Raw genomic sequence first — 24,618 nt, 5'->3', positions numbered from 1 at the left:
CGACCGCTCGTTCTCAGCCACTCTCGTTCTGGACCGTCGTCTCGATGCTCTGTGCGGGCACGTCGCCGATGCCGGCGGGCGTACACCGGGTCGGGACCTGACAGCGTTCGCTCGCCGGCGAGAGCGCCTGAACCCGTCCGTCGCCGGTAGCGACGGGGAAATCGATCCGGTACGTGAACCCGGAGGCGCCGCCGGTGGCGACGAATGCCTCGACAGTCACCTCGTCCATCCGTTCTACCGCGACGGTCGCGTTCGCGGCCGACGGCACGCTCGGGCCCGAGAGCGTCGCCCGGTCTCCGTCGACGGTGACTGTCAGGTCCAGTGTTTCCTCCGTCCCGTTCGCGACGACGTAGGTCGAGCCCGTATCCGTCGAGAGCCGGAGCGTGACTCCGTCGGTCCCTGTCGGAAGTGTCGTCTTCGTGTTCACCCGGACCGCCTCGCCCTGGACGCGGTCGACCGGTTGCAGTCGGGCGTCGACGCGCTGGCCGTCGGTGGGCGACCACGACCCGGCGTAGACGTAGCGATACAGCGCCCGGTCCGGATAGGCCGACGCGACGGCGAGTTCGTCGCCGTCCCGGAGCGCGTAGACGGTCTCCCCGTCGAACGAAGGGTCGTTCCGGAGTTCCTGGAACGGGTGATTCAGCCACGGGCCGTAGTCGTCGGGGAGGTAGACGACGGCGTTCGAAGGGGCGCCGTCGGCGAACGGTTCGTACCCCGCCGCGAGTTCGGCGCTCGCGTCGGCGTTCCGTTCGAGCGGGTCGGCTGCCACGTCGACGGCGACGGCGCCGACGGCGACGCCACTCAGCAAGAGCACTGCGGCCGAAACCCGGCGGGCCCGGGCGGCCGGCAGGTGGCCGTCGAGCGCCGTCCGGAGGCGGCTGGCGCCGGTGAGCGCGCCGTGGGCCGCGAAGATAGCGGTCGGGACCACCAGGTCGAAGTGGTAGTACGGGCCCAGGTAGTGGATCAGTCCGTCGCCTCGTACTGCCAGGTTCCCGAGGACGTTGAAGTTCCCCCAGAAGGCGAGGTTGCCGAGCGGAATCGTGAGGAAGAGTCCGGCGAGGAGCGCACGGCGGGTCGTGGCCGGCGAGTTCCAGTCGCGGACCAGTGCCCCGACGCCGACCGCTGCGAGCGCCGTTCCGAGTGGGCCCGCGACGACCCAGTCGGTGAACAGTCGTCGGAGGACCTGCCCGTTCGCACGGCTCGCGAGGTCCAGTGTGTAGTCGATCTCGTGGCCGAGGATCTCCCGGTGGCCGAAGCCGATGCCGTCGTGTGGCGCGAACGCTTCGTAGGGAAACAGCAGCGGGTCGCCGGTGACGACCCAGTTGTAGGCGAGCGCGACGACGACGCCGGCGGTGCCGAGGCTCGCCGTCGCCACTCGCCGCCTGAGGAGTGCGCTGTTCCCGTCGCCGCCGGATCTGAACGCGGTTTTCCACGCACCGGACCGGACCAGCGTCCAGCAGGCGTGGACGACGAACGGCACGGCGAACAGCACCGCTGTGTACGGTCGCGCGAAGAAGGCGAGGCCGACGGCGGCGCCGGCCACCGTCGCGGCGCGAAGGCTCCCCCGACGTTCGGCCCGGAGGTACGCCAGCGCGAAGGTGAGGTTCAGCGCCGCCGTCAGCGCGTAAGGGAGGTAGACCCCCGCTTGTACGAGGAAGAGCGGCGAGGCGAGCACCAGCGCGCCGGCGAGCAAGCCCGTCCGACCGTCGAACAGTTCGCGGCCGAGGGCGGCCGTGAGGCCGACTACCGCGGCAGCGACGCCCGCCAGCGCGACCGGGAACCCGCCCAGGAGCTTCCCGAGCGCGAAGGCCGCGGCCGGGACGGGCGAGTACTTCGGGTAGAGCCGGTCGCCGTCCTCGACGAAGAACCAGGGGCGAAACGCGTCCTCGACGGGTGGTCGGAGGAAGAGGTCGCCCGCCAGGAGCAGATCGGCCTGCTGGAGGTACACGCCCTCGTCGTGGTTGATCGAGTGGTACGGAAAGACGCGCGTGGCGACGAGGACGGCCACGACGGCGGCAATGGCGGCGAGCACGAGCGTCGCCACGCGGTAGCGGTCCACCTCGGCCGGTCGCCAGTGGAGACCACCCGAACGGACCCACTCCTTCATCGCTCGGCGGGGTACCAGGCCAGGGTATGGTCGGCGACCAGGGTGACGCCGACGGGTTCGCCGACGTCGAAGTCCTCGGCGTGGTTGTGCAGGCAGCGGACGACGGTCCCGTCGGCCAGTTCCACGTGGTAGACGAAGGAGGGGCCGGTGTACTGGCGGCGGACGACGTGGCCGTCGGCCTCTGTCTCGTTGGCCGGCGTCGCCCGCAGGTCGTCCGGGCGGACGAGGACGTCGACGTCGGCGCCGGTGTACTCCTCGGTGATTCCCTCCAGCAGGTCCCGGTCGTACGAGCCGATGATCGTCTCGACGGAGGCCTCGCCGACCGCCGCGGGCAGGAAGCTCGCCTGGCCGAGGAAGCTGGCGACGAAGCGCGACTCGGGGTGTTCGAACACCTCGGCGGGGCTGCCGACCTGTTCGACGTGACCGTCGTGCATGACGGCGACCCGGTCGGAGATAGAGAGTGCCTCTTCCTGGTCGTGGGTGACGGAGACGGCGGTGACGCCGGCCTCGTCGAGGATCCGGCGCACTTCCTCGCGCATGGCGACGCGGAGGCGGACGTCGAGGTTGGAGAAGGGCTCGTCGAGCAGTAAGACGTCGGGTTCGGGCGCGAGCGAGCGCGCGAGCGCGACCCGCTGGCGCTGGCCGCCCGAGAGGTCCCCGGGCGTCCGGTCGCCGTACTCACCCAGGCCCACGAGGTCGAGCAGTTCCGCCACTCGTTCCTCGGCCGCCTCGCTGTCGGGGTCATCCAGGCCGAACGCGACGTTCTCGGCGACGGTCAGGTGCGGGAAGAGCGCGAACTCCTGGAACACCATGCCGACGTCGCGCTCCTCGGGCGGGACGATAGCCCCGTCGCCGGCCACCGTCTCGTCGGCGACGGTGACGGTCCCCTCGCTGGGGTCTTCGAGGCCGGCGATCATCCGGAGCGTCGTCGTCTTGCCACAGCCGGAGGGGCCGAGCAGGGTGAGCAACTCACCGTCGCGGACGGTCAGATCCAGCTCGGAGACCGCGGTTTCGGGGCCGTATCGCTTGCCGACCCCGTCGAGTTCGAGGACCGGGTCGCCCGCGTCCGCGTCCGTACCGGTGGCTGGCGCCGCTTCGAAGTGTTCGGCCGTCGGGTCGTCGATTCGAACGTCGTTATGCATCGTCACCTTGCTGGCGTAGTAGCGGTATCATCGAGAGTCCCGAGACGAGGACCAGCACGAGCGCCGGCAGCGCCGCGCGGCCGTAGTAGCCCGCTTCCTGTACTCGCCAGATGTAGGTCACTAGGGTCGTAAAGCCTGTCGGATGCAGGATGAGGGTCGTGTCGAGTTCCTTCATCGTCGTCAGGAACACGAGCGCAGCCCCGGCGAGCAGTCCCGGCGCGATGAGCGGCAGCGTCACACGGCGGAAGGCTCGCCTCGGTGGTGCGCCGAGGACGCGAGCGGCCCCGATCAGTTCGGGGTCGACGCCGAGCACCGACGAGCGGGTCGACCCGACCGCCTGCGGGAGGAAGCGGACGACGTAGGCGAACACGAGCAGCGGGAGCGTCTGGTACACCGCCGGGGCGTAGTGGATGCCGAAGAACACCAGCGCCAGGCCCAGAACCACGCCCGGCATCGCGTAGCCGAGGTACGTCGCCCGCTCGGTGGCCCGGGCGAGCCATCCATTCGACCGGCCGGCGTAGTACGCCACCGGGAGCGCGAACAGGACCGTCGCCAGCGCCGCCAGCGCCGCCACGTAGACGGAGTTGAACGCGAACTCGGGCTGGAAGGCGAGGCCGCCGCCAGCGTAGCCCGGTCCGGAGCGAACGAGCCACATCGCGAGGACGCCAACCGGGAGCGCGAGCGTGAACGTCGCCACGAGCGCCGGGAGCGCCGCCGCGACCCAGCGGTACCGGCCCAGCGGGACCACCGCGTTCGCCGACGCGGGCGCGCCGTAGCCAGACCCGCCGTCGCCGCCGACGCGGGACTCCAGGGCGAGGATCACTGCCGTCACGGCGAGCAGTTCCAGCGAGAACAGGGTCGCGTTCGCCCGGCCGATGCCGAAGCTGTTCAGTTCGACGTAGATGACGCGGGTGAACACGTCGAAGCGCATGATGGCGGGCGTCCCGAAGTCCGAGAGCGTGTAGAGCGCGACCAGCAGCGCGCCGGCGGTGACGCCGGGCGCTATCTGCGGGAGGATGACGCGCCTGAACGCGCTCCGGTAGCCGTGGTTGAGGGTGCGCGCGGCCTCGAGCTGGCTCTCGTCGAAGGAGAGCAGCGACGCGCGGGTGGTGAGGAAGACGTAGGGGTAGACGAACAGCGTCAGGACCAGCGCCGTCCCGCCCAGGCCGTACACCGTCGGCACCGGAATGCCGAGCGGCGCGAGCAGGTCGGCGAGCGCCCCGTTCGGGCCGAACGCGGAGACGTAGGCGAAGGCGCCGATGTAGCTCGGGACGACCAGCGGCAGCGCGACGACGACGGTCCAGAACCGGCGGAAGGGCAGGTCCGTCTGGACCGTCAGCACCGCGAGCGGAACGCCCAGCGCGACCGACGCTGCGGTGACGAGCGCGACGAGGCCCAGACTGTTGGCGAGCACCTCCGTCGCCGTCGGCGAGGTCAGCAAGGAGAGCGCTTCAGACGGTTCGATGGTCGAGGCACGCAGCAGGAGCCAGAGGAGCGGCGTGAGGACGGCCGCGGCGACGGCGCCCGCCAGCAGGACGAGCGCGACGCTCGGGCCGTCGTCGTCGCGCACGATTCCGCGGACGCGGTCACGGGCCGTGGCCGCACTGTCACTCCCGGCGGCCATCAGAGGACGCCCACCTCCCGCATCAGTTCGAGCGTCGGCTGGAGGTCAGAGAGCTCCGAGAGGTCGATCGACGGCGGGTTCAGTTCGTCGATGGAGGGGAGGCCGCCGACCGGCGGGATGCCCTCGACCATCGGGTAGGCGTACGTCCTGGTGGCGAAGAACTCCTGGGCCTCGGCCGAGAGCAGGTGGCGCAGGAAGGTGTTCGCCAGCTGGGTGTTCTCGCTCGCGCCGAGGACGGCCGCGCCGGCGACGTTGATGAGCGCGCCCGCGTCACCGCTGGTAAAGGCCAGGTCGAGGGGCGCGTCGGGACGCGAGGCCTGTACGCGCAGCGCGTAGTAGTGGTTGGCGAAGCCGGCGTTCAACTCGCCGTCCGCGACGGCGTTCGACACCAGGAACTCGTTGTTGTACTCCGAGACGCCCGCGTCGACCATGTCCTGGAGCCACTGGCGGGTGGCGTCCTCGCCCTCGATGAGCCGCATCGCGGTGACGAACGCCTGGAAGGCGCCGTAGGTCGGCGCCCACCCCATCGCGCTGGCCATCCCCTCGGTCTCCGGGAAGTCCATGACGGTGTCCGGCACGTCGTCGGCCGAGAGCTCGTTCGTGTTGTACGGCACTGCGCGAGCGCGCCCGGCGGTTCCCACCCACGCGTCGTCGGGATGGAACTCCTCCGGGACCGGGTCGACGACTTCGGAAGGAAGCGAGGCGGTGAGCCCCTCGTTGGCCACCGCGGACAGCGACCCGGCGTCGACAGACCAGAACACGTCGGCCGGCGTCGCGTCGCCCTCGCTGATGATCGTGTTCGCGGCGTCTGCGGTCCCCGACTCGCGGGGATTGACGGTGAACTCGGGGTATATCTCCTGGAAGCGCGCGAGCAGGTCGCGGTAGAGCCCGCCCTCGCCGCCGCCCAGGTAGATCGTCAGTTCGCCCGAGAGGTCGGGGAGGTCGGCGATGCGGGTGCCCTGCAGTTCCTCGCGGTCCTCGGCCAGCGGGCCGGAGCCGCGGAACTCGCCGAAGCCGGCCTCGCCGGCGCTGGTCTCGTTGCCCGCTCCGCCGCCGTCCGATCCGTCCTCGCCCAGCAGGCCGCTACAGCCTGCGAGCCCACCGATACCGGCGGCCCCGAGCCCGGCGAGGAACCGACGGCGACCCTGCAGGTGACTCGTTTCAGTGGACTGGCCGCGTTCACTGGCTCGCGGGTCACTTCGCTCGCGGGTCGTCCCTCCCCGCTCGCCGTTGGAGGCGCTGCGCGCCTCCCTCTCCCCGCTTGCCTTTTCCGAGGGCCGTTCCTCACTCGGCTCACGGTTCACTTCGTTCTCCGTTCGCCGTTCCGAGGTGCTCGAAAATCGGGGATTTTCGGCATGACGAGACGACGAGTCGTCTCGATCCACCTCACTCTGTTCGGCCTCGCTCTCGTCACGCCCCTCGCTAGTCATCGGCGACCACCTCCGGGGCCTCGGCACCGGCGTGGCCTGGCATCCCGGTCGGGTCGATGGTCGCGAGGCAGTCGAGCCAGTCGCGCATGTACTCGCCGCAGTGGTTGAGGAAGGCGCCGTTGTTCCACTCGCCGAACTCGCCCTCGGCGAGGGCGTCGGCCATGTCTGCGAAGGCCTCGGCGAACGAATCGGCGTCCGCGGCGGCGTCGTCGAGTACCTCCCAGACGTGCTCGTTCAGTTCGAGGCCGGCGACCTCGTTGGCCAGGTCGTCGAACGTCGAGCGGGGCGCCTTGTCGTGGTGACAGAGCGGGCCGCCGTTGTAGACCTGTTTGTCCAGCACGTCGCAGGCCCGCTTGAGGGCGAGTCCCGACCAGATGTCGTCGAAGCGGCCGACGTCCCAGCGGTTGTCGTCCATCGGGAACTGGTAGAACGCGGGGACGACCTCCCGGCGGAAGGCGAGGTTCATCGAGCAGACCGTGAGATAGTTGCCCTCGGCCGCGACGAAGTCACGGTCGAAGTCCTCGACCGCGGTCCGGGTCTGGGCCTGGCCCTGCAGGTCGCCGTCCATCAGGATGCGCACGGCGTCGAGGTCGGGGACGTTCGTCCACAGGCCCTGGGAAGCGACGACGGAGTCGACCTCGGTGGTGTCGGTCTCGACGGTCTCGTCCATCGCGGCGTAGGGGTACCCGCGTGGGTACAGGTCGTGCTCGCTCTGGTAGAGGACGTTGACCCAGGACTCGTCCGATTCGACGGTCTCGACGGGGCCCTCGTGGTCGAGGTTCGCCATGTGGGTGCCGAAGAAGTCCTGGTCGGCGTGGGGTCGCGTGTCGTCGTCGATGAAGACGCCGTACTCGAAGCGTTCGTGGGCCCAGAGGTACAGCAAGCCGAAGGAGGTCTGGGCGTGGCTCGCTTCGGGCACGAGATGGCTGTACCCTTCGATGCCCTGCGCGCGGAACCACTCCTCGCGAGCGGTCCCGTCGAACACAGCGCCGTCGACGCCCTCCTCGACGAGCATCCGCTCCATCTCGTCGGTGTCACAGAAGTCCTCCGTGACGAGGACGACGAACAGCCGATCGGTGTCGAAGCCGTGCTCGCGGGCGTTCTCGAAGTACTCCCGCATGCACTCGTACTCCCGAATCGTCGGGACGACGACGCAGACGTCCTGGCGCGTACTCATTACGAGGACAGTCGTTTAGGGGTGCCTAAAGTGTGACGATATTTCGGCCGGCCTAAATCCTCCAATCACAGCCGTGCCGCCAGGTGGTCTGCGGCTTTCAGTGAGAGCGCTGCGATGGTGAGCGTCGGGTTCATGGCCCCGCCCGTGACGAAGACGGAGCTGCCGGCGACTGTGAGGTTCGCCAGGTCGTGGGTGCGCAGTTGCGGATCGACGACGCTCTCGGACGGATCGGTCCCCATCCGGGTGGTCCCCATGTGGTGGAACGCGGGCCCCGTATCGTCCGGCCCGACGGTCCACGTTATCTCCGCCCCCAGCTCTTCGAGGACGGAGCGCTGTATCTCGTTCGCGCGGCGGATCGTCGCCCGCGTCCGGTCGTCGAGCCGCCAGACGACGTCCGGCACGGGGTTGCCGTGGTCGTCGGTCCGCGAGTGATCGAGCCGCACGCGGTTCTCCTTGCGGGGGAGTTGCTCGACCAGCGCCCCCATCGCGGCGTGGTTCCCGTACGCCGACCAGATATCGTCCAGCAGGTCGTCGCCGAAGGAGTCCGCAGTCATCGCGACGTCGGCCGGTGCGGGCCCGGCGTAGTTGAGGAACTCCAGCTTGATCGCCGTCCGCGAGTCGTCCGGCCGGTCGTAGAACTGGTGGCTCTCGCTCGTGATGAAGCCGACGTGTTTCTGGCGCGTCCGCTCGTCCAGCTGCCCGCCGACGCCGGCGAACAGGTGGTCCATGAAGTACCGCCCGACCAGTCCCGAGGAGTTCGCGAGGCCGTCCGGATACTGCTCGGACTCCGAGAGTAACAGCAAACGAGGCGTCTCGACGCCACCGGCGGCGAGGACGAACTCGCGGGCCTCCTGGCGGTGCTCCTCGCCGTCCGGCGTCGCGTACACGGCGGCCGTCACGCGCTCGCCCGACGCGTCGTGTTCGAGACGCTGGACCGGAACCCGGTCGAGCACGCGGGCGCCGTTGGCCTCCGCGACGTCGACGTGGCGCGTCGCGTCGTACTTCGCTCCCGACGGACACACCGGTTTGCAGGTCCCGTAGCCGACGCAGGCACCGGCCTCGTCTGTCGCTTCCGAGTTGCGCGCGTTCGGCACCGAGTGGGTGGTGATGCCCAGCGATTCACAGGCCTCCGCGAAGAGCGAGTCGCTGTAGGACGGCGGGAATGCTGGCAGGGGGTGGGGTTCCTTACGGGGCGGCGAGAAGGGGTTGTCCGACGCGCCCGCGACCGAGAACGCCTCCTCGGCGGCCGCGTAGTACGGCCGAAGGTCGTCGTACGAGATGGGCCAGTCCGCGCTCAGGCCCACCGCGCTGTCCAGTTCGAAGTCCTGCTCGTGGAGCCGCATCACCATCCCCTGCCAGTGGAGCGTGCTCCCGCCGATGCCCTTGACGCGGGCCGCGTTCAGCGGGTAGTGGCGGTCACCCGACGAGCTGTATGCGTCCCGCTCGCCGCCCATCCCCCACAGCGGCTCGGGGTTCCCCGGCCGGAGGTGGTTCTCCATCTCGTTTTCGCGGTCCGCCGGGTCGAACCGGGGGCCGGCGTCGAGGACGACGACGTCGTGGCCCGCCGCTGACAGCTCCGCCGCGATCAGTGCGCCGGAGGGCCCCGCGCCGACGATACAGACGTCGACGCGGTCCGATGGCGTCCGGTCGAACGCAGTTCGACCGGGCTCGGGTGACGACCTGCGGGAGTCAGCCGGCGTCCGGTCCAGATCGGCTCCGCTCTGGCTATTCATGTGGCCCCTCCCGGTAGGACGTCGTCCCGCCGGGATGGCCCGGGGGATTCTCCAGGCCCACCAGCCCGGCGCCGGTGGGCGACGCGTAGAAGGCGTACAGTAGCTCGTTCACGAGGTAGTACCGGATCCGCTCGCCGGCGACGCCGTCCGGGTCCGGATCGGCCGTATCCACGGCCATCTGTTCCAGCACGTCCGCACGCGCTGATGCAGATAGATCGGCGTACGCGTCGTCGTGCCACTCCGCGACGTAATCGTCGAGTCGCGCCACCGTCTCGCGGACGCCGCGGGCGTAGGTTGGGTCCTCCCGGACGCGCACGACGGAGTACTCGCGAACGAACGATTCGATCTCCGTCACGCCGGAGGGATAGACGACCTCGGCCAGCGCGACGAGCGTCTCGACGTCGTGGTCCGTGATGGGGTCGTCCTCGGTCGGGCTCTCACCTACTGCCCCGTCCTCGAGCAGGTCCGAGCAGCCGCTGACGGAACCGACGCCGGCCGCGGAGAGCGCTCCGAGCACGTCTCGACGCGTCAGTTCCATGGATTGCCGGCGATTAGGTCAGCCTAAACAAAACGGTTGTGCTTGTGTGCCGACGGCGCCGGTGGTTCACCTGCTGGACGACAGAAGCTGGATCTGTTTATAAATGGTGCTCGGTATCGGCTGATTTGGGCACTATATCGACCGATCTCGACAGCTCGGCCCGTCCGGATACGTAGTCAGTAACTCACATTCTATATAGCGAAATACGATTCACTACTCTGTTCGCTCGGAACGCGGTGTACACAGAATTTCTCTCGGAGAACCCTTCTATCGAGCATTCGCTGGGATTTTGGCCGCCTTCCCGGTTCTCTGACGCTCGACACTCCGAGGCTCTCCTTCGTCGAACGCTCGACGTCGCGTCGAACGGGTTCGATCGCTCCGAAGCTTCGAATTGGTACCGAGGAACGAGGGATCGGCATCCGGGCCCTGGCCCGCTACCGGGTGGGCTGGCAGCCACACGAGCGCACGGGGTGACTTTCGGGAACGTTCGTCCGACTTTACGCCGGAAGCGTCCGGAGGTATGGTTCCCGTCCGCGATGTGGGTCGCCGGGCCTGTCCCGGTCCAGAACTGGGGCACGGGCTCGACGCAGATCTCCCCGCGTCGATGATGGGGGTGGTCCTGATTGCGTGCACGCGTGAACGAGCGCAACGAGAACTCGTACTCGTGTCATAGTGGTCGTTGTAACTTTTTACCGTCGTTCGCCGGTACCGTCCGCGTCGAACGCCGGTATGGGCTTACAACGACCACTATCAGTCGATTCCGCCGTCCGAGGGCACCGCAGGGCCGGATTCACTCCTTTGGCCGTTCTCGGTTGTCTGACAGTCTCGAATTCTCGAGGTCTCGGCCCGTCGTTTGCCGGAAACCGCCGTCTTTCGAATGTTCGCAGGCCCCAGCTCTAACCGGTCGAATCGGCGGCCCAGTTCTCTCCAGTTGTGCGGAAACTCGATCGAGTCTCTCCCGTGGCTTCTGGTTCTCTGGAAAGCAGTTTCTCGATTCCGCCTGTCACCGTCCAGCGTTCTGCGGTCACGATTTTCTGGTGCAACGGGTGGATCGCTACGCGATTTCTCTTGGGAGATCGATGTTGTTTGCCCGAGAGTCTATATGGTGTGTTGTATGATAACATTTCCAGATTTTAAGTAAGCGGCGCCTGCACGGAGCCTGGAGGGCGCCGTTCAGGCCACGAACCCCCGCTTCGAGACGGAATATGTGGACTCGGAAACCGCTAGCCGGGGCGATCGAATGCAGTCGCGGTGTAGTCGGCGCCGGACGGCACCCAAACTGCAGACTGCGTTTCCCCGATGCGTGACTAGTAGCAATCAGTCCTCGGCCTGAATTCTGCGACGTGTGCTTCTGTTCGTAGTCCGACGATTCGTCACTGCGAGCCGTCTTCGTCACTCGATCTGTGGCCGTTTTCGGGTCGCGATCTTCGATTTAGTATCGCGAAATGCGATATACCGCGATCCGTCGTACCGACTACCTTCTTCGGTAGTTGGCTGGTAGACTGTCTCTCGTGCCGAATTACGGCAGTGGCTGGTGTGGGGTGTTGTTGCATACCACTGTATGGGCATCGTTCGTCGATTCGATTCCTGCTCCGTCTTTCTGGGTAGTCCAGATTCGCGTATCGAGCTGAGAGTCAGCGCGACGGCCTGACGTCGAATTGCGAGTATCTGGTTCCGACTCTTTCTCGTTGCACCGCTGCGTTCCCGTCTCGAACCCGGGGTTCAGACGCTTTCCAGCCCTTCCTGGAGTGGTGCCGTCTCGTTCGAGGCTGGATCGGTCTCTGGCGCGTCCATGGCGTTCGTTCGGAAACCTGACGAGCTTTCGTGTTTCGTGTGGGTTGGAGTTGTGGATCTGTGGAGTAGAATCGACCGTCGACGTCGTGCACGATCTCCCCCGAAGTGGACGGTGCCCTGTTTCGGGGAGATCACTGGTGTACCTGCTGACGGCACCCTTCTCTCGACGGATCCCGCTCGATTACAGTTGTCGCCAGGGACGATAATAAATCTCGAATATTTAAATATAGTTTTAATAATAAAAACTAGAAATATTTGCCTAGAGGGCTTGTGTGGCCGATATTATTCAATTACGACGAATAGCGGTGGGATCGGACGATAAACTAGATATCGCTATATAGAAATCGGCTGGGTTGGTTCTACTCGGTTCCAATTCGATGGCTCGAACCGATCAAGTGCCTTCGAAAGTCGGACGTTACGAAAGAATGGAATGTTTGTGGCACTATTCAGATGAATATATTACCGATCGGCTGGTGGGGCGTGAGTATCGTTGAAATTTCTGGGTCTGATGCGATCGGTGTCTCTCTTCCCCGGTCCATACAGATAAACTACGTTTCGATTTGGCCGAGCTACTGTGACCACGAATTCAAAGAACTCGAAAGCCCTCGGCGCGCTCTCTGGAGTCGGAACAGAGACCGCCAGCAATACCTCGAAAGCCCTCGGCGCGCTCGACGCGCGCTGAGCGGGATATCCTCGCTCCTCCGTCGCTCGGATAGAGCCCGCTCAGCCCACGCGACCCCGCCTCGCCCTTTCATCCACCAGGTTCAGCGTCGCTTCGCGCGGCCTTCGGCACGGGCTCACGGGTCGCTACGCTCCCCGTTCGCTCATCAGAAGGCCCCTCGCTTCGCTCAGCGCCTTCCTGCGCTCGCGATTATTACCACCACTCCTCCCCGGATTCGGCGCCTTCGCGCCGAATCACGCGTCCTTCAGCAACCGCCCGGCGGTCGGCCGGGAGCGAGTGGCCGAGCGGCGGGCGGGCCGAGCGTAGCGAGGGCCGCCGGATGGGCGAGCGGGAGCGAAGCGACACGCGAGCCGCGAGGCTCGCGCGACCAGGGGGAGGGCAGGGCTGCGGTGCTGACCTGGTGTCCTCGTGAGCGAAGCTCTCTCGAACCACGAGGTGCGCAGGGTGGTCCCCGCGACCCGACCCCGCCGAGGGCTTTCTTGATGTTGCTGTCGGTGTTCGTCCCACTCGTTCAAACGAGAATTATCCACTAACTACACACATCTGCTCAACAGCTGGTTCAATAGCGACCGAACTCGATCGAGACAGGTATCGCTGGCCGCCGTGATACCCGTTCAGGTGCTGCCGGGTACTGGGCGCGGTTCGATCGGTTGCACGGAGGCCGAGAAGAAATCTCGAACTCGGACCGTCGTCGTGGAATGCGGACAGTCCGGAAGTGTTGCAAAACTAGTCGCCCTGTTCGAGCCGTTCCCGAAAGCTCAGCCGCTCTCGTCGACGACGAGTTCGAGCCGGTCGCCGTCCTTCAGGACGTACCGGGCGGGGTCGACCGACTCGCCGTTGACCCGGAACGTGGTCTGGTCCGCGTCGTAGGTCGTCTCGTTGATCGTTATCGACCCGTTCGCCACGTCGAATTCGTCGAACGAGGAGATGGCGTAGCGCACCGTCAGGTTGGTCGAGTGGGCGTGCCAACGGCTGCCATCTTCGTCCCCGTGGAAGTGGAAGTAGTCGTCGTTCATGACGTAGCGTTCCTTCGAGAAGTTCACTTCCTCACCGTCGATGCTCGCTTCGAACGTGCCGTGGGCGTGCGGGTGGCTCGAACTGTACTCCCGGCCCGGGACGGAGACGTTCGCGGTGTGGACCAGGACGTGGACTTCGTCGCCGTCTTCGAGCTGGTACTCGCTGGGGTCCTCGACGACGGTGCCGTCGACGCGGTAGGCCACCGTCGTCCCGTTCGTCGACTCGTTGTACGTCTCGCCGTCGTAGGCTAGCGAGTCGGCCGTGGCCTCGACACCGAGCCCGCCCAGTGCGGCCGCGAGGGTCGTCGAGTCGTTCTCGACGTGCCACCGGTGGGTCTGGGTGTCGTTCATCCAGACGCCGTCGGCCCGGTTCGACGTCCACGGGTCGACGTGCGTGTCACTTCCGTCGAGGAGGAGGAGCATTCGACCGGTTATCGCCGACCCGGTCTCGTTCGTCGCGGACGCGTCGTCCGCATCGCCGGCTTCCGTGGCTGCAGTCGTCGTGACCGTCGGTTCGGTCGTCTCCGTCGGATCGTCGGTGGACGCGTCGCTGGACTGGAACGGCCCGGAGCAGCCGGCCATCACCACCAGTACCGCGACGACGATCGCGATCCCGTACGTTCGATGAGCGTGTGATCCCATACGCGGCCCACTCGGACCGGAGCGGTCCTTATTAAAGGGGTGGTAATTACGGCGGGTCGACACGTCGCATCGGAACGGCGGGCCAGTCGGCAGTTCCGTTCCCTCTCGTGACTATCTCGCCCGTCCGATCCCCTTATCGACCGGATAAGTCCCGGTTCGACTCGCAGGTGTCGCAGGCCGTGACCGGTACGCAATCCTGTTCGGGGTGGCAGGAACCGTCGATCGATACTACAGGGGCCGTGGGCGTCGGTGCGCGGGTGTCACCGCTATCTGGTCCGACGTGCGCTCCGGCTACCAGTCGTATAGTTAACTTGTCCGTGGACGGGCGGCCACCATGGACGTCACCACGGCGGGTTCACTGGGGGAAGAGGTACTCGAGGAGGTTTCGACCGCGGTCGTCGCCGACGAGGACGTGCTCAGGACGATCATGACTGCGGTCGTCGCCAGGGGGCACGTGTTGCTCGAGGACGTGCCGGGGACGGGGAAGACGCTGACCGCGCGGAGCTTCGCGACGGCGCTCGGACTCTCGTTCAACCGGATCCAGTTCACGCCGGACCTGCTGCCGACCGACGTGACCGGGACGTACGTGTTCGACGAGCGCGAGCGAGAGTTCGAGTTCAACAGCGGGCCGGTGTTCGCCAACGTCGTCCTGGCCGACGAGATCAACCGCGCCTCGCCCAAGACCCAGGCCGCCCTGCTGGAGGCGATGGAGGAGGGCCAGGTCACCGTCGACGGCACGACTCACGACCTCCCGGAACCGTTCGTCGTCATCGCGACCCAGAACCCGGTCGAGCAGGGCGAGGGGACCTTCCCGCTGCCGGAGGCACAGAAAGACCGATTCCTCGTGAAGACCGGCCTGGGCTACCCGGACGAGGCGGGCGAGCGGTCGCTCCTGGACCGGCGCGAGGCGCGCGACCAGCCGACGCCGTCTGCGGGTCGGGTGTTGAGCAGGGACGACGTCCTCCTGCTCCAGCGGGTTCCCGAGCGCCTCCGCGTCGCCGACGATGTCAAGGCGTACCTCGTCGACCTCGTCCGGGCGACGCGCGAGGACCCGCGGGTGTCGGTCGGCGTCTCGCCCCGGGGGTGCCAGCGGCTGTTCGAGGTGTGTCGGGCGCGGGCCGCCCTCGACGGGCGCGAGTACGCGACGCCCGACGACGTGAAAGCCGTCGCGCCGGCCGTCGTCACCCACCGGCTGGTGCTGACGCCCGACGCGACCGTCGAGGACACGACGCGGTCCGACGTCGTCGCCGACCTCCTCAAGCAGGTGACGGTTCCGCGGCCCACGCCCGAGGGACAGCGGTAGGGTAGAACGCACACCCGGTCACGTACGGCGAGCGCACGGTCACGGACGGAGCGCGACGACGAGCAGGAGCAGGGCGACCGCCGTCGCGGTGAAGCCCGCGAACGACGGCGTTCCGGTCGCGACGGTGCGAGTGGCGTAGACGCCGCCGACGGCGGCGACGGCGACCAGCCCGGTCGCCCCGACGTGGACGAGTTCCAGCTGCCAGGTCGTCGCCGACCGGCCCAGCTGTTCGCCCAGGCCGATGGCCTGCTCGCCGGCGTCCCAGGCCACGACGCTGGCCGCCGTCGCACCGAGGAGGACGTCCGGAGTGGCCGAGCGGAAGAAGCCGGCCAGCAGGACGGTGAGGAACACCGATCCCACGCCGAGTTTGACGAGGGTTCGCGACCCACTGCCGCGGACGGGGACGAGCGCCGCCGCGAGCACCGGCACGCCGAGCATGGCTGGGAGGGACTGTATCGCCGCGCTCGGCCCCGGTGCCCGGCCCAGGAAGGCGACGACGCCGACGAGGCAGCCCACGAATCCGAGGCCGGCCAGCACGAGACTCCACCGTTTCCGCTCCCGACGCCACACAGTGAAACCGGTCGCGATACCGGCCAGTCCGGCCAGTTCTATCGCCAGCCCGGTCCGGACCGCACCGCTGCCGAGTACCAGGGCGACGCCACTGGCGACGAGCACCGCGAGGGTTCCGCTCGATGTCGCCGGCCGCCGTCGGACGGGCTGTGTGCTCACTGCTGAGCCCCCATCGCGTCGGTGACCGCGACCGACAGCGGCCGTTCGGGGTCCCAGTCGACGACGCGAACGCCGGCACGGCGGAGCGTTCGGTGGCGGTGGTCGCGTTCGATACGGGCCAGCGTCCGCCCGCCGCCATCGGCGTCGGTAACGTCCGGCGACAGGACGCTGACGGGCGTCTCCTCCGCTTCGAACCGGCGAACGGTCTCGACGACGTCGTCGTCCAGCAGCGGCGAGAGGACGAGCAACTGGTCGCCGTTCTCGAGCCGGGCCTGGAGGGCCTTCGCCTGGTCCACGACGGGCGGTGCGTCGTCGGGTGGCCGGGCCCCGAAGGCGGCGTGGTCGGCCAGCCGTTGCTGGACGCGGAGCGCGTGGTTGCGCCCGGTTCCCGGTTCGAGCCAGCAGGGCTCCCGGCCGAAGGCCGCGAGACCGACGTGGTTCCGGTTGTCGACGATGGCCCTGGCGAGCTGGCCGGCGGCGGCGACGGCGTACGAGACGGCGTGGGGATCTCCCTCGGGCGCCCGGTAGGCGACCGGCCGGGCGTCGACGACGAGGATCACGCGGGTCGCCTGTTCCTTCCTGAACTCGATGGTCGTCAGGTCGCCCGTGCTCGCGTAGCGGTTCCAGTCGACCCGGCTGAGCGCGTCGCCGCGGCGGTACTCGCGGGTCTGGTGGAATTCGGTGCCGGCGCCGCTGTCGTCGGCGAGGACGCGGCCGACGGCTTCGAGCGTCCGACCGCGTAACGGCGCCGCCGTGACGTCGGTCGTGCAGTCGACCGTGGTCCCGTCGTCGATTTGGACCTCCACTTCCCAGGACCCGCCGACGTCGCGCGCGACGATGGTCGCCGGCTCGAAACGGTGCCGACCGCGCCGTGCCGCGACGGTGTAGCTGAACGTGGTCGCCTCACCCGGGCGCAAAACCGTCCCGTGGCGCGGCGTCCCCTCGACCACCGCGAGCGCGGGCGGGACGCCGTCCACGATTCGCAGGTCGAACAGCGTCCGGTCGCCGACGTTCCTGACGGTCGTGCGCACGTCGACCTGATCGCCGTGGCTGGGGCTTGCCTCGTCGAGGCGCCGGTCGAGTTCGAGCGCCGGCGACGGTGGCGACGTGACGCGCGCGTACGCGACGAAGACGACGCCGACGACGGCGCTGGACAGGAGCGCAGGCCGCTTTGCGACCAGAGCGAGTCCGCCTGCGATGAGCGTGACCGCGAGCACGCCGCGCCACCGGTGGGTCGGCGAGGGGTCAGTCATCGATCGGCCTCCTCGGATCCCTCCCTGGCCCCCTCGTCCCTCTGGGCGACGCCGGCGACGTCGGCGATAGCCGAGACGGTCCGCTCTGCGCGGTACTGCGTCGGCGTCTGGCGGCCCACTAGCAGTTCGAACCACCCCTCTTCGTCCGTCGCGTCCGTCGGCTCGGCGAGATACGCCGCCGCCACGTCGTCGGCCGTCCAGGTTCCCTCAGCGACACGCCGAGCGGCCGTCTCCCGGGTGCAGTCGTCGCTGACTGCCACCGTCTCGACGGCGGTCCGGTGGAGCCGCTCCTGGACTGCTGCCCGGTGTTCGCGACCCGCACCCGGGAGTAGACACCGCCAGTCGGCCGCCATCTCGTCGAACGACTCGCCGGGGGCGGGGACTGCGACGGCCCGCTCGGGGTCGGGCGGCGCCGCCTGGGTCGCCGCCTCGCGGCTGGTCACGAACGCGGCGACGCCGACGACGAACGCCACCAGGCCGATGACCGCGACCAGCAGGTACTCGCTACCGAACAGCGTCAGGAGCGCGTTCACTGTCCCGCGAACGGGACCGTCGGCGACGACGGCCACGGCGAGGACGAGAATACCGGCGAGTCCCAGGAGGACCCGGCCGACGGGCGCGACGCGGTTTTCGGTCGAGGGAGCGGCCGTCACTGTCGCTCTCCTCCGTCCGTCGTCGGCACCGACCGCTGCAGGCACTCGCGGGCCCGCTCGACGCGTTCGGTCGTCGTGACGGCGCTGCCGTAGCGGACCCGCTGGAACAGGTCGGTGAGTTCCTCGACGGCGTCGCGGTCGAACCCGTCAGCTTCGAGCCGGTCTGCGCACTCGCTCGGCGTCATGCCGGGGTCGATGGCGACGTCGCCACGATCGGCCATCTCGACCCAGACCCGTTCGACTTCGTTCGCCGGCGGCTCGAACGCCGGTCCGTCCGTCGACCCGGCGGTACCGAATCGCTCCTCGCCGCCCTGGTCGCCGACTACCCGACCGAGGAGTCGCTCCCGGTAACGGACCGCAAGCCACCCGAGGGCACCCACCGCGCCGACGACGCCGAGGCCCAGCACGCCAGACAATAGGTCCCGTGCCGTCGCCAGCCAGTCGCGTTGCTCGTCCTGGGTCGTCGGTCCGGTTCCCTCGCCGGACTGGCTCGATCCACTGTCGCTGGCGTCGGCCGACTGGGCCGCCGATCGGTCCGCCGCCTGGTCCGTCGCCGTCCGCGTGCTACTGGCGTCACTACTCGGGTCGCCATCCTGTTCTCCCGTATCCGAGTTCCGGCTCTCCGCAGCGGCAGGCGCACCCTCCCCGTCCTGGTCGCTGCTCGACGACTCTCCCTCCGATCCGCTGCCGGACTGGTACGCGTCTTTCAGTTCGCCGGTGTCGTCATCGGAGAGCGGGAGTTCGTCCGCGCCGACGTCGAACTCGTCTTCCGGGCTCCCGGAGACGGTGGCGTCGAGCGACGAGGAAAGCGTCACCAGCGCGAAGCAACAGCAGGCCGCACAGAGAACGACGACCACTCGCTCGCGGTTCATCGCTCCATCTCGGCCGGTCCTCGTCGGCCCGCATCGATCCCTGTTCGGTCCGTCGATACTGTCGCCCCACGGCCCCACCACCCCTCTTCCGTCGATTCGGTGGGTCCGTCCCCCTCGGAGTCCGAACGGCGTCCGTCGGTCATCTAACCGACAGGTTGGCCGCCGATACCGTACTTATGCGGGGGGTAAGCGGGGCATACCCGATGGATAGTAATCCCCGATGGTCGCGTGGGAGTGAGCGAACACTATGCAGACGACTTCGACGCGCACCGTCGTGACGCTCGTCTTCGCAGGCGCCCTGGTCCTCATGGCCGGGTGTTCCGGGATCGGTCTCGGTGACGGCGACGTCGGTGCATCATCGACCGAGGGAACGGCCGAGAACGTCACGGACGACCGAACCGTGGCGACGGCCACCGAGAGCGAATCGACCTCGGACGACGGGCACAGCCACGACGGCCACAGCCACGGCGGTGACGAGGCCGGGAACGACACCGGCGACGACGCGGACGCCGAATCCGCCCCTGCCAACGCGACGCTGGCGGAACTGGGCGGCAAGATGACTATCGCGGTCAACGGCTCCGAACTCGACCTCCAGGACCGGGACCGAGACGGTGACGCGTTCGGCGTCGCCGAGTCCGACGAGCACACCTGGGCCGCCAACGACTCCGATCTGACGCTCGCGGCGGCCCTGTCGCGTCTCGACGTGAACGCAACCGAGTCCACACTCGCGGTCGACGGCGAGCGGTACACCGAGTCGACCGAGGGGACGACGGTCAGTTACCGCGTCGACGGCGAGTCGGTCGACCCCGAGGCCTACGTCCTCGAAGACGCCGACATGGTCTGGATAACCGTCACCACGGCGGAGACGATCGTGTCGGGGCCGGGAACCTACATCAAGGCCGCCCAGCAGCACGCACACGGCGAGATGAGCTTCGTCGTCGAGGACGAGGAAGTCGACTTCTCGAAGGAGAAGTACCAGGCGGGCCACCGGCACTTCCACTACGAGCACGGGGACGGCGAGATCTGGCACGCCCACTCCACGTCGATCACGCTTTCGTACGCGCTCTCCACGCTCGAGGGGATCCACGCGGCGGACGGCGTCGTCGAGTACAACGGGACGACGTACGACCCCGCGGACGACGACACGACCGTCGAGGTCACCGTCAACGACGAACCGGTCGATATGGACGAGTACGTGATGAAGGACGGCGACTCGGTTCGCATCGTCGTCGAAACGACGGGGTGATCCGGGGTCGGTGACGATGCGTCCTGGCGCCGAAAGCGGCCACATCGGTCGGGCTATCGAGGATGCTTGACCGCGACGAAGCCCCCAGACGACGTGCGAGCGGCGTCCGAGCCGCGAGCGAGGCGCTCTCCGCCGCGGCCTCGCCGCAGGCAGTCGCGGACGTGCTTGTCGAGGTAGTGACTGCCATCCGCGGAATCGACGGTGCCGCAGCGTTCCTGATGGACGGGACGGCGGGCAGTCTCCGGGAGACCGCCAGCACGTTCGACCGGGACGACCGGTCACTGGTCGACGGAATCGGGACCATCGCCCGGGACGCCTACGTGGACGGCGACCCGGTCGTCTGTACCGAACTGAACACCGATAGCGGGACGGCCGCCAGCGCGACCATCGAGCCGCTCGGCGGCTACGGTACCCTCGTCTCCGTCACCAGTGGGGCCACCGTCGATGGTGAATCCAGGACGCTTCTCACGTCGCTCGCGGCGGTCGCCACGCACCGACTCGAACGGATCGAATGCGAGCGTGGGCTTCGCCGGTGTACGCGAGACCGCCAGCGCGATAGTGCCCGCCTCGCCCGGTTCGACGACGTGACCGACGTGATGTTCGGGCTCGAACGTGCGGTGACCGCCGCGACGAGTCGGGCGGACATCGAACGGACAGTCTGTGAACGGCTCGCGGCGAGCGAAGGGATCGCCTTCGCGTGGATCGGCCACGTCGGCCCGGACGACGAACGGGTCGTCCCGGCGGCGACCGCCGGCCGCGAGCGGGGCTACCTCGACGCGGTCGACCGCACGCTCACGTCGTCGAACTCCGAGCCGGCGGTCCTCGCGGCCCGCGACCGCGAGGCGACGACCGTCGGTACCGTCGCCAGCGGACGCCGGTCGGCGTCGTGGCGGCGCGAAGCGCTCGCCCGGGACGTGCAGTCGGCCCAGGCGGTTCCGCTCACCGTCGACGACCGGTTCGCCGGGGTCCTCGCGGTGTACTCGGCAGACGACAGCGCCGGGACCGACCTGTGGCGGCGAACGCTGGACCACGTCGCAGCGGTCGTCACCCACGCCGTCGGGTCTCTCGACCGCAAACGGGCGTTGCTCTCCGACGCGGTCGTCGAACTGGAGTTACAGCTGGTCGGCGGTGACGACGTCTTCGGACGGGTCGCCCGGGCGGCGGAGACCGACCTCCGACTCGACGGGGTGACCACGAGCAACGGCCAGCTCGTTCTGTTTCTGACGACCGGCAGCCGTGGCGACGGTTCGGTCGAATCCACGCTCGCCGGTGATCCGGCGGTCGCTTCGGTGAAACCGGTGCGCCGGGACGACGCCGACTGCCTCGAGGTGCTCTTGCGCGAGGAGTGGCTCCTGTCGCACTTCGTCGAGGCCGGCGCGGTTCCCCAGTCGGTGGAGGCCACCGCGGACGGGACGCGCGTCGTCCTGACGCTTCCGACCGACGCGGACGTCGAGGGGTTCGTCGACTCGCTCGAACGGCGGTACGACAAGGTAGGTCTCCGGTCGCGACGCGAGCGGACCCGGCCGGTCGCCCGCGAGCAGCACGTCTGGGCGAAACTCGAGGAGTCCCTCACCGACCGGCAACTGGAGACGCTCCGGACGGCGTACCTGAGCGGCTACTTCGAGTGGCCCCGTGAGAGCACGGGCGAGGAAGTCGCCCAGTTGCTGGACATCTCACAACCGACGTTCAGTCGCCACCTCCGGACCGCCGAGCGCAAGCTACTGTCGCTGCTATTCGTCGCCGAACAGTCCTGAGGGCACGATCGCTTCGGAAGCTAGCATGCTAGCGTAGTCGATCGCTTCTGGTACGAACAGTGTAGCGAGAAAATCCATTACAGGGAATCCACATGTGGTCCCATGTGGAACTCTGCCGGCGATCCGATGGATTCCGACGCCAGGGCAGACGACGCCGACCGGCGTGACGGGCCGACCGACTCGGAGGTGGTCCTGTGTTCGCTCGGGAGTGCCCGGGACGACGACCCGGTCGTCGCCAAACTTGCCGTCTCACACCGCGACGTCGTGCTGGGCGAGGCCATCCGTGCCGCGCCGTCGGTCACGGTCGAACCGAACTACCGGACGACCGACGACGGCGACGCCGTCCTCGTGTTTACCGCCGCAGGCGAATCTATCGTCGAGTTCGACGCGGCGCTGCCGACGGACCACACCGTCCGCGACCCGCAACTCCTGGCGAGAACCGACGACGCCTGCACGTACCGCGTTCGGTTTAGCTCCGAGGCGTTGCAGTTCTCACCGGTGTTCGCCGAGCTCGGGGCGCTCCTGTACGACGTCCGGACGGCGGGTCGAAGCTGGTCGTTTCACGTCCGCTTTCCGTCACGAGAGGCGTTCGCGTCCTTCCGGAACTACTGTTCGAGTCACGAAGTGACACTTCGGCTCTTCAAACTCTCTGCGGACGAACAGCACACGCGTGGCGACGACCTCGGGTTGACCGCGAGCCAGTGGGACACGCTCTCGACCGCCCACGAGATGGGCTACTTCGAGGTGCCCCGCGGTGCGACACAGGAGGAACTCGCCGGGCAGCTGGACATCTCGCCGTCGGCCGTCTCCCAGCGCATCCGTCGCGCGACGAACCAGTTGCTCGCCGAGACGCTGGCGTCCTCCAGGTTCCGGACTCGGTTTTGACTACCGGGCGTCGGCCGAACTGTGAGAGGCCGGGCTCGAAAGACGAGCGGAGCGGGTCTATCGGCGTCCACGTGAACGAAGTGAGCGTGGCTCATCCGATGCGCAGCGCGAATCCCATGGCGTCCCGTTGAGCGCCAGCGAAGCGGGGCTCGAAAGACGAGCGGAGCGAGTCTTTCGGCGTCCAGTCGAAGCTGGTGAGACTGCGATCGGGAAATAAAGGAAGCGAGTTTACCGGCGGGACTTTTTTGTGTTGGTGTTACTAGAAATAATTAGGCAATTCCGGGATGTAGGTGCTCTCGGTTACGTCAGTTTTCCACGATTAAACGATAACTAATCGATCCCTACTTGGCTTAATGACTTCTTAAACACTGGAGTGGGACAGGCCAAGGGTATTGCGAGAAAGTACACAAGGGTCACATGCCGTGACGAAGGAAGACAACCGGAGTTCGGAAACTCGCGAGATGGACGCACCGACCGATCACAGTACTACGACATTTTCCCGCCGGAGCTATCTTCGGGGACTGGGCGCAGCTGGACTGGCTGGTGGTCTCGTTCAGCGCGGCGGGTTGGTTGGTGCAGCTGCGGCCGCAGACCCGAGCCAGTACGCCGACCGGTTCGACACCGTCGTCGACGTCGTCGACGCAGGCGCGGACAACTCCGGCCAGGAATCGGTGTCGTCCGTGCTGCAGGAACACCTGGACGACGACACGCTGCTGGCGTTCCCCCCTGGTCGATACTACATGGACGAGCAGGTCCGTTTCACTGACTTCGACAACGTCGGACTGGTCGGGGAAGACGCGACGCTCGTGCCGGCGAACTTCCACGACTTCGACGGGCCGCAGTATCGGCTCTTCCGTCTCGGGACCCACTACAGTCCCGGGACGGACCTGCTGGTCGTGGGATTCACCGTCGACCAGACCGCACCGGACACCGGAATCCGCGTCGTCGACGCGGTGGTCGACGACGGCCTGCACGTCGAGGACGTCTACGTGGACGGACGTCACGACAGCGGTACGTTCGGTCCGGGTCGGTTCAACGTGCTCGACGCTGGGGGGGACGGTCTCGTCAGGCGGTTCAGGGCTCCCGACGGTGGCCAGTGGGAGAGCGAGACGCCCAACGCCGGTAACATCTGGCGCGGGCCGACCGGTATCCTCGCGAACATGACCGCGGGCACGCTCCGGTTCGAGGACTGCGAACTCGGTGGCTTCCCGGACAACGGTCTCTACGCGTCCGGCGGGTCCGGCCGGATCATCGTCGACGGTGGTCACTACCGGAACAGCAACGCGCCGAACATCCGGGTCGGCGGGGCGAAGGCCGTCGTGCGGGGCGTCACGGTGACGGTCGACGAGACGCCCGCCGTCGGGTTCGACGACCAGCGCGGTATCCGCCTGCAGAACGCCGCCGACGCGGAAATTCTGCAGACGACGGTCGACGTCCGGGTCGACCAGGGGGTCACCGCCATCCACGTTCCCGGTTCGGCCGGGACGGTCTGGATCGAAGACGTGGACGTGACCGTCGATTCGTCGGTCGGCAATACGGCGATCTCGGTCTCCCCCGACGCGGGGAAGACGACGGTGTACAGGTCGACTATCGACATGAGCGCACCCGGTGGATACGGCATCGTCTTCGAGGGGCCCGATGCGTCGGCCTCTGCCCACGTCGAGAGTGTGGACATCGTCGGTGACGTGGGGGACGAGGGCGCCCGCGCAGCGATCCGGAACACGCGCGACGACGTCGATTTCAGGGCCGTCTCCATCGACCAGCCCGGGGGCCAGAAGCGCTACGGCTTGGTCAACCTCGGAGACGACTGCCTCGTGTACAAGTCGAACGTCCGGACCGCGAACTACCCCCTGCTCGAGGCCGGCACCGGGACCCACGTCGAGGACAACTACGCTAACTCCTACGGTGACCACGAGGCCATCGTGCTCCACGACGACAGCGCGGACGTCTACCTGAAGAACAACCGCCTCCGGGGCGGTATCAGGGACGCCGGATCTGCCGGGCTGAAGCTGGTCGGCAACGAGTTCTAGACTGGTTT

At 67.8% G+C, this 24,618-nt stretch carries 17 protein-coding genes; 5 read left to right on the top strand and 12 right to left on the bottom strand.

Annotation, left to right across the window (positions count from 1 at the left end):
• Positions 1 to 13: 13 nt before the first annotated feature.
• The 8 genes from AC5FRV_RS19050 to AC5FRV_RS19015 all read right to left on the bottom strand — a co-directional run bounded on the left by AC5FRV_RS19050 (position 14) and on the right by AC5FRV_RS19015 (position 13,885).
• Positions 14 to 2,107: a DUF7846 domain-containing protein gene (locus AC5FRV_RS19050; protein ID WP_493562674.1), complete on the bottom strand. Its 2,094-nt coding sequence runs from the start codon at positions 2,105 to 2,107 to the stop codon at positions 14 to 16.
• Entirely contained in the window at positions 2,104 to 3,249 is a 1,146-nt protein-coding gene (locus tag AC5FRV_RS19045; protein WP_493562673.1) for an ABC transporter ATP-binding protein, read from the bottom strand. Before AC5FRV_RS19045 ends, AC5FRV_RS19050 begins: the two co-directional genes overlap by 4 nt.
• Complete coding sequence (locus tag AC5FRV_RS19040) at positions 3,242 to 4,873, bottom strand: ABC transporter permease (protein WP_493562672.1); 1,632 nt, start codon at positions 4,871 to 4,873, stop codon at positions 3,242 to 3,244. The genes AC5FRV_RS19045 and AC5FRV_RS19040 overlap by 8 nt, the downstream gene beginning before the upstream one ends.
• A complete protein-coding gene (locus AC5FRV_RS19035; protein ID WP_493562671.1) occupies positions 4,873 to 6,303 on the bottom strand; it encodes an extracellular solute-binding protein in 1,431 nt (476 codons plus the stop codon). The genes AC5FRV_RS19040 and AC5FRV_RS19035 overlap by 1 nt, the downstream gene beginning before the upstream one ends.
• Complete coding sequence (locus tag AC5FRV_RS19030) at positions 6,296 to 7,480, bottom strand: alpha-1 4-glucan-protein synthase (RefSeq protein ID WP_493562670.1); 1,185 nt, start codon at positions 7,478 to 7,480, stop codon at positions 6,296 to 6,298. The genes AC5FRV_RS19035 and AC5FRV_RS19030 overlap by 8 nt, the downstream gene beginning before the upstream one ends.
• Before the next feature lie 65 nt (positions 7,481 to 7,545).
• Positions 7,546 to 9,213 carry a GMC family oxidoreductase gene (locus AC5FRV_RS19025; RefSeq protein ID WP_493562669.1) on the bottom strand — a complete coding sequence of 556 codons (1,668 nt, stop codon included), beginning with the start codon at positions 9,211 to 9,213 and terminating at the stop codon, positions 7,546 to 7,548.
• Positions 9,206 to 9,751 (bottom strand): gluconate 2-dehydrogenase subunit 3 family protein, encoded by a 546-nt coding sequence (locus tag AC5FRV_RS19020; protein ID WP_493562668.1) that lies wholly within the window; start codon positions 9,749 to 9,751, stop codon positions 9,206 to 9,208. The genes AC5FRV_RS19025 and AC5FRV_RS19020 overlap by 8 nt, the downstream gene beginning before the upstream one ends.
• Positions 9,752 to 12,985: 3,234 nt before the next feature.
• On the bottom strand, positions 12,986 to 13,885 hold the full coding sequence (locus AC5FRV_RS19015) for a hypothetical protein (RefSeq protein WP_493562667.1): 900 nt from the start codon (positions 13,883 to 13,885) through the stop codon (positions 12,986 to 12,988).
• Positions 13,886 to 14,219: 334 nt separating this feature from the next.
• On the opposite strand from AC5FRV_RS19015, the gene AC5FRV_RS19010 reads away from it, so the two are divergent.
• Positions 14,220 to 15,188 (top strand): AAA family ATPase, encoded by a 969-nt coding sequence (locus AC5FRV_RS19010; RefSeq protein WP_493562666.1) that lies wholly within the window; start codon positions 14,220 to 14,222, stop codon positions 15,186 to 15,188.
• Between the two features lie 39 nt (positions 15,189 to 15,227).
• Here the strand turns inward: AC5FRV_RS19010 and AC5FRV_RS19005 are convergent, their stop codons facing one another.
• Genes AC5FRV_RS19005 through AC5FRV_RS18990 form a run of 4 tightly spaced genes read right to left on the bottom strand, consistent with a single transcriptional unit; the run spans position 15,228 to position 18,695 of the window.
• Positions 15,228 to 15,917, bottom strand: a complete 690-nt coding sequence (locus tag AC5FRV_RS19005) for a DUF7519 family protein (RefSeq protein WP_493562665.1) — start codon at positions 15,915 to 15,917, stop codon at positions 15,228 to 15,230.
• Entirely contained in the window at positions 15,914 to 17,170 is a 1,257-nt protein-coding gene (locus tag AC5FRV_RS19000; RefSeq protein ID WP_493562664.1) for a DUF58 domain-containing protein, read from the bottom strand. The genes AC5FRV_RS19005 and AC5FRV_RS19000 overlap by 4 nt, the downstream gene beginning before the upstream one ends.
• Positions 17,167 to 17,823: a DUF7269 family protein gene (locus AC5FRV_RS18995; RefSeq protein WP_493562663.1), complete on the bottom strand. Its 657-nt coding sequence runs from the start codon at positions 17,821 to 17,823 to the stop codon at positions 17,167 to 17,169. Before AC5FRV_RS18995 ends, AC5FRV_RS19000 begins: the two co-directional genes overlap by 4 nt.
• Positions 17,820 to 18,695 carry a DUF4129 domain-containing protein gene (locus tag AC5FRV_RS18990; protein ID WP_493562662.1) on the bottom strand — a complete coding sequence of 292 codons (876 nt, stop codon included), beginning with the start codon at positions 18,693 to 18,695 and terminating at the stop codon, positions 17,820 to 17,822. The genes AC5FRV_RS18995 and AC5FRV_RS18990 overlap by 4 nt, the downstream gene beginning before the upstream one ends.
• Positions 18,696 to 18,942: 247 nt before the next feature.
• On the opposite strand from AC5FRV_RS18990, the gene AC5FRV_RS18985 reads away from it, so the two are divergent.
• From AC5FRV_RS18985 to AC5FRV_RS18970, 4 genes are all read left to right on the top strand, one after another.
• Positions 18,943 to 19,941 (top strand): hypothetical protein, encoded by a 999-nt coding sequence (locus AC5FRV_RS18985; RefSeq protein WP_493562661.1) that lies wholly within the window; start codon positions 18,943 to 18,945, stop codon positions 19,939 to 19,941.
• Between the two features lie 62 nt (positions 19,942 to 20,003).
• Positions 20,004 to 21,695 (top strand): bacterio-opsin activator domain-containing protein, encoded by a 1,692-nt coding sequence (locus AC5FRV_RS18980; RefSeq protein WP_493562660.1) that lies wholly within the window; start codon positions 20,004 to 20,006, stop codon positions 21,693 to 21,695.
• A 102-nt stretch (positions 21,696 to 21,797) separates the two neighbouring features.
• Positions 21,798 to 22,580, top strand: coding sequence for a helix-turn-helix domain-containing protein (locus AC5FRV_RS18975; RefSeq protein WP_493562659.1), 783 nt, complete (start codon positions 21,798 to 21,800; stop codon positions 22,578 to 22,580).
• A 566-nt stretch (positions 22,581 to 23,146) separates the two neighbouring features.
• On the top strand, positions 23,147 to 24,610 hold the full coding sequence (locus AC5FRV_RS18970; RefSeq protein ID WP_493562658.1) for a right-handed parallel beta-helix repeat-containing protein: 1,464 nt from the start codon (positions 23,147 to 23,149) through the stop codon (positions 24,608 to 24,610).
• Positions 24,611 to 24,618 lie beyond the last annotated feature (8 nt).

It is taken from the genome of Halomicrobium sp. HArcel3, assembly GCF_058933135.1.
The sequence above is the reverse complement of the archived record's forward strand: the minus strand, read 5'-3'. Positions and strand labels throughout refer to the sequence as shown.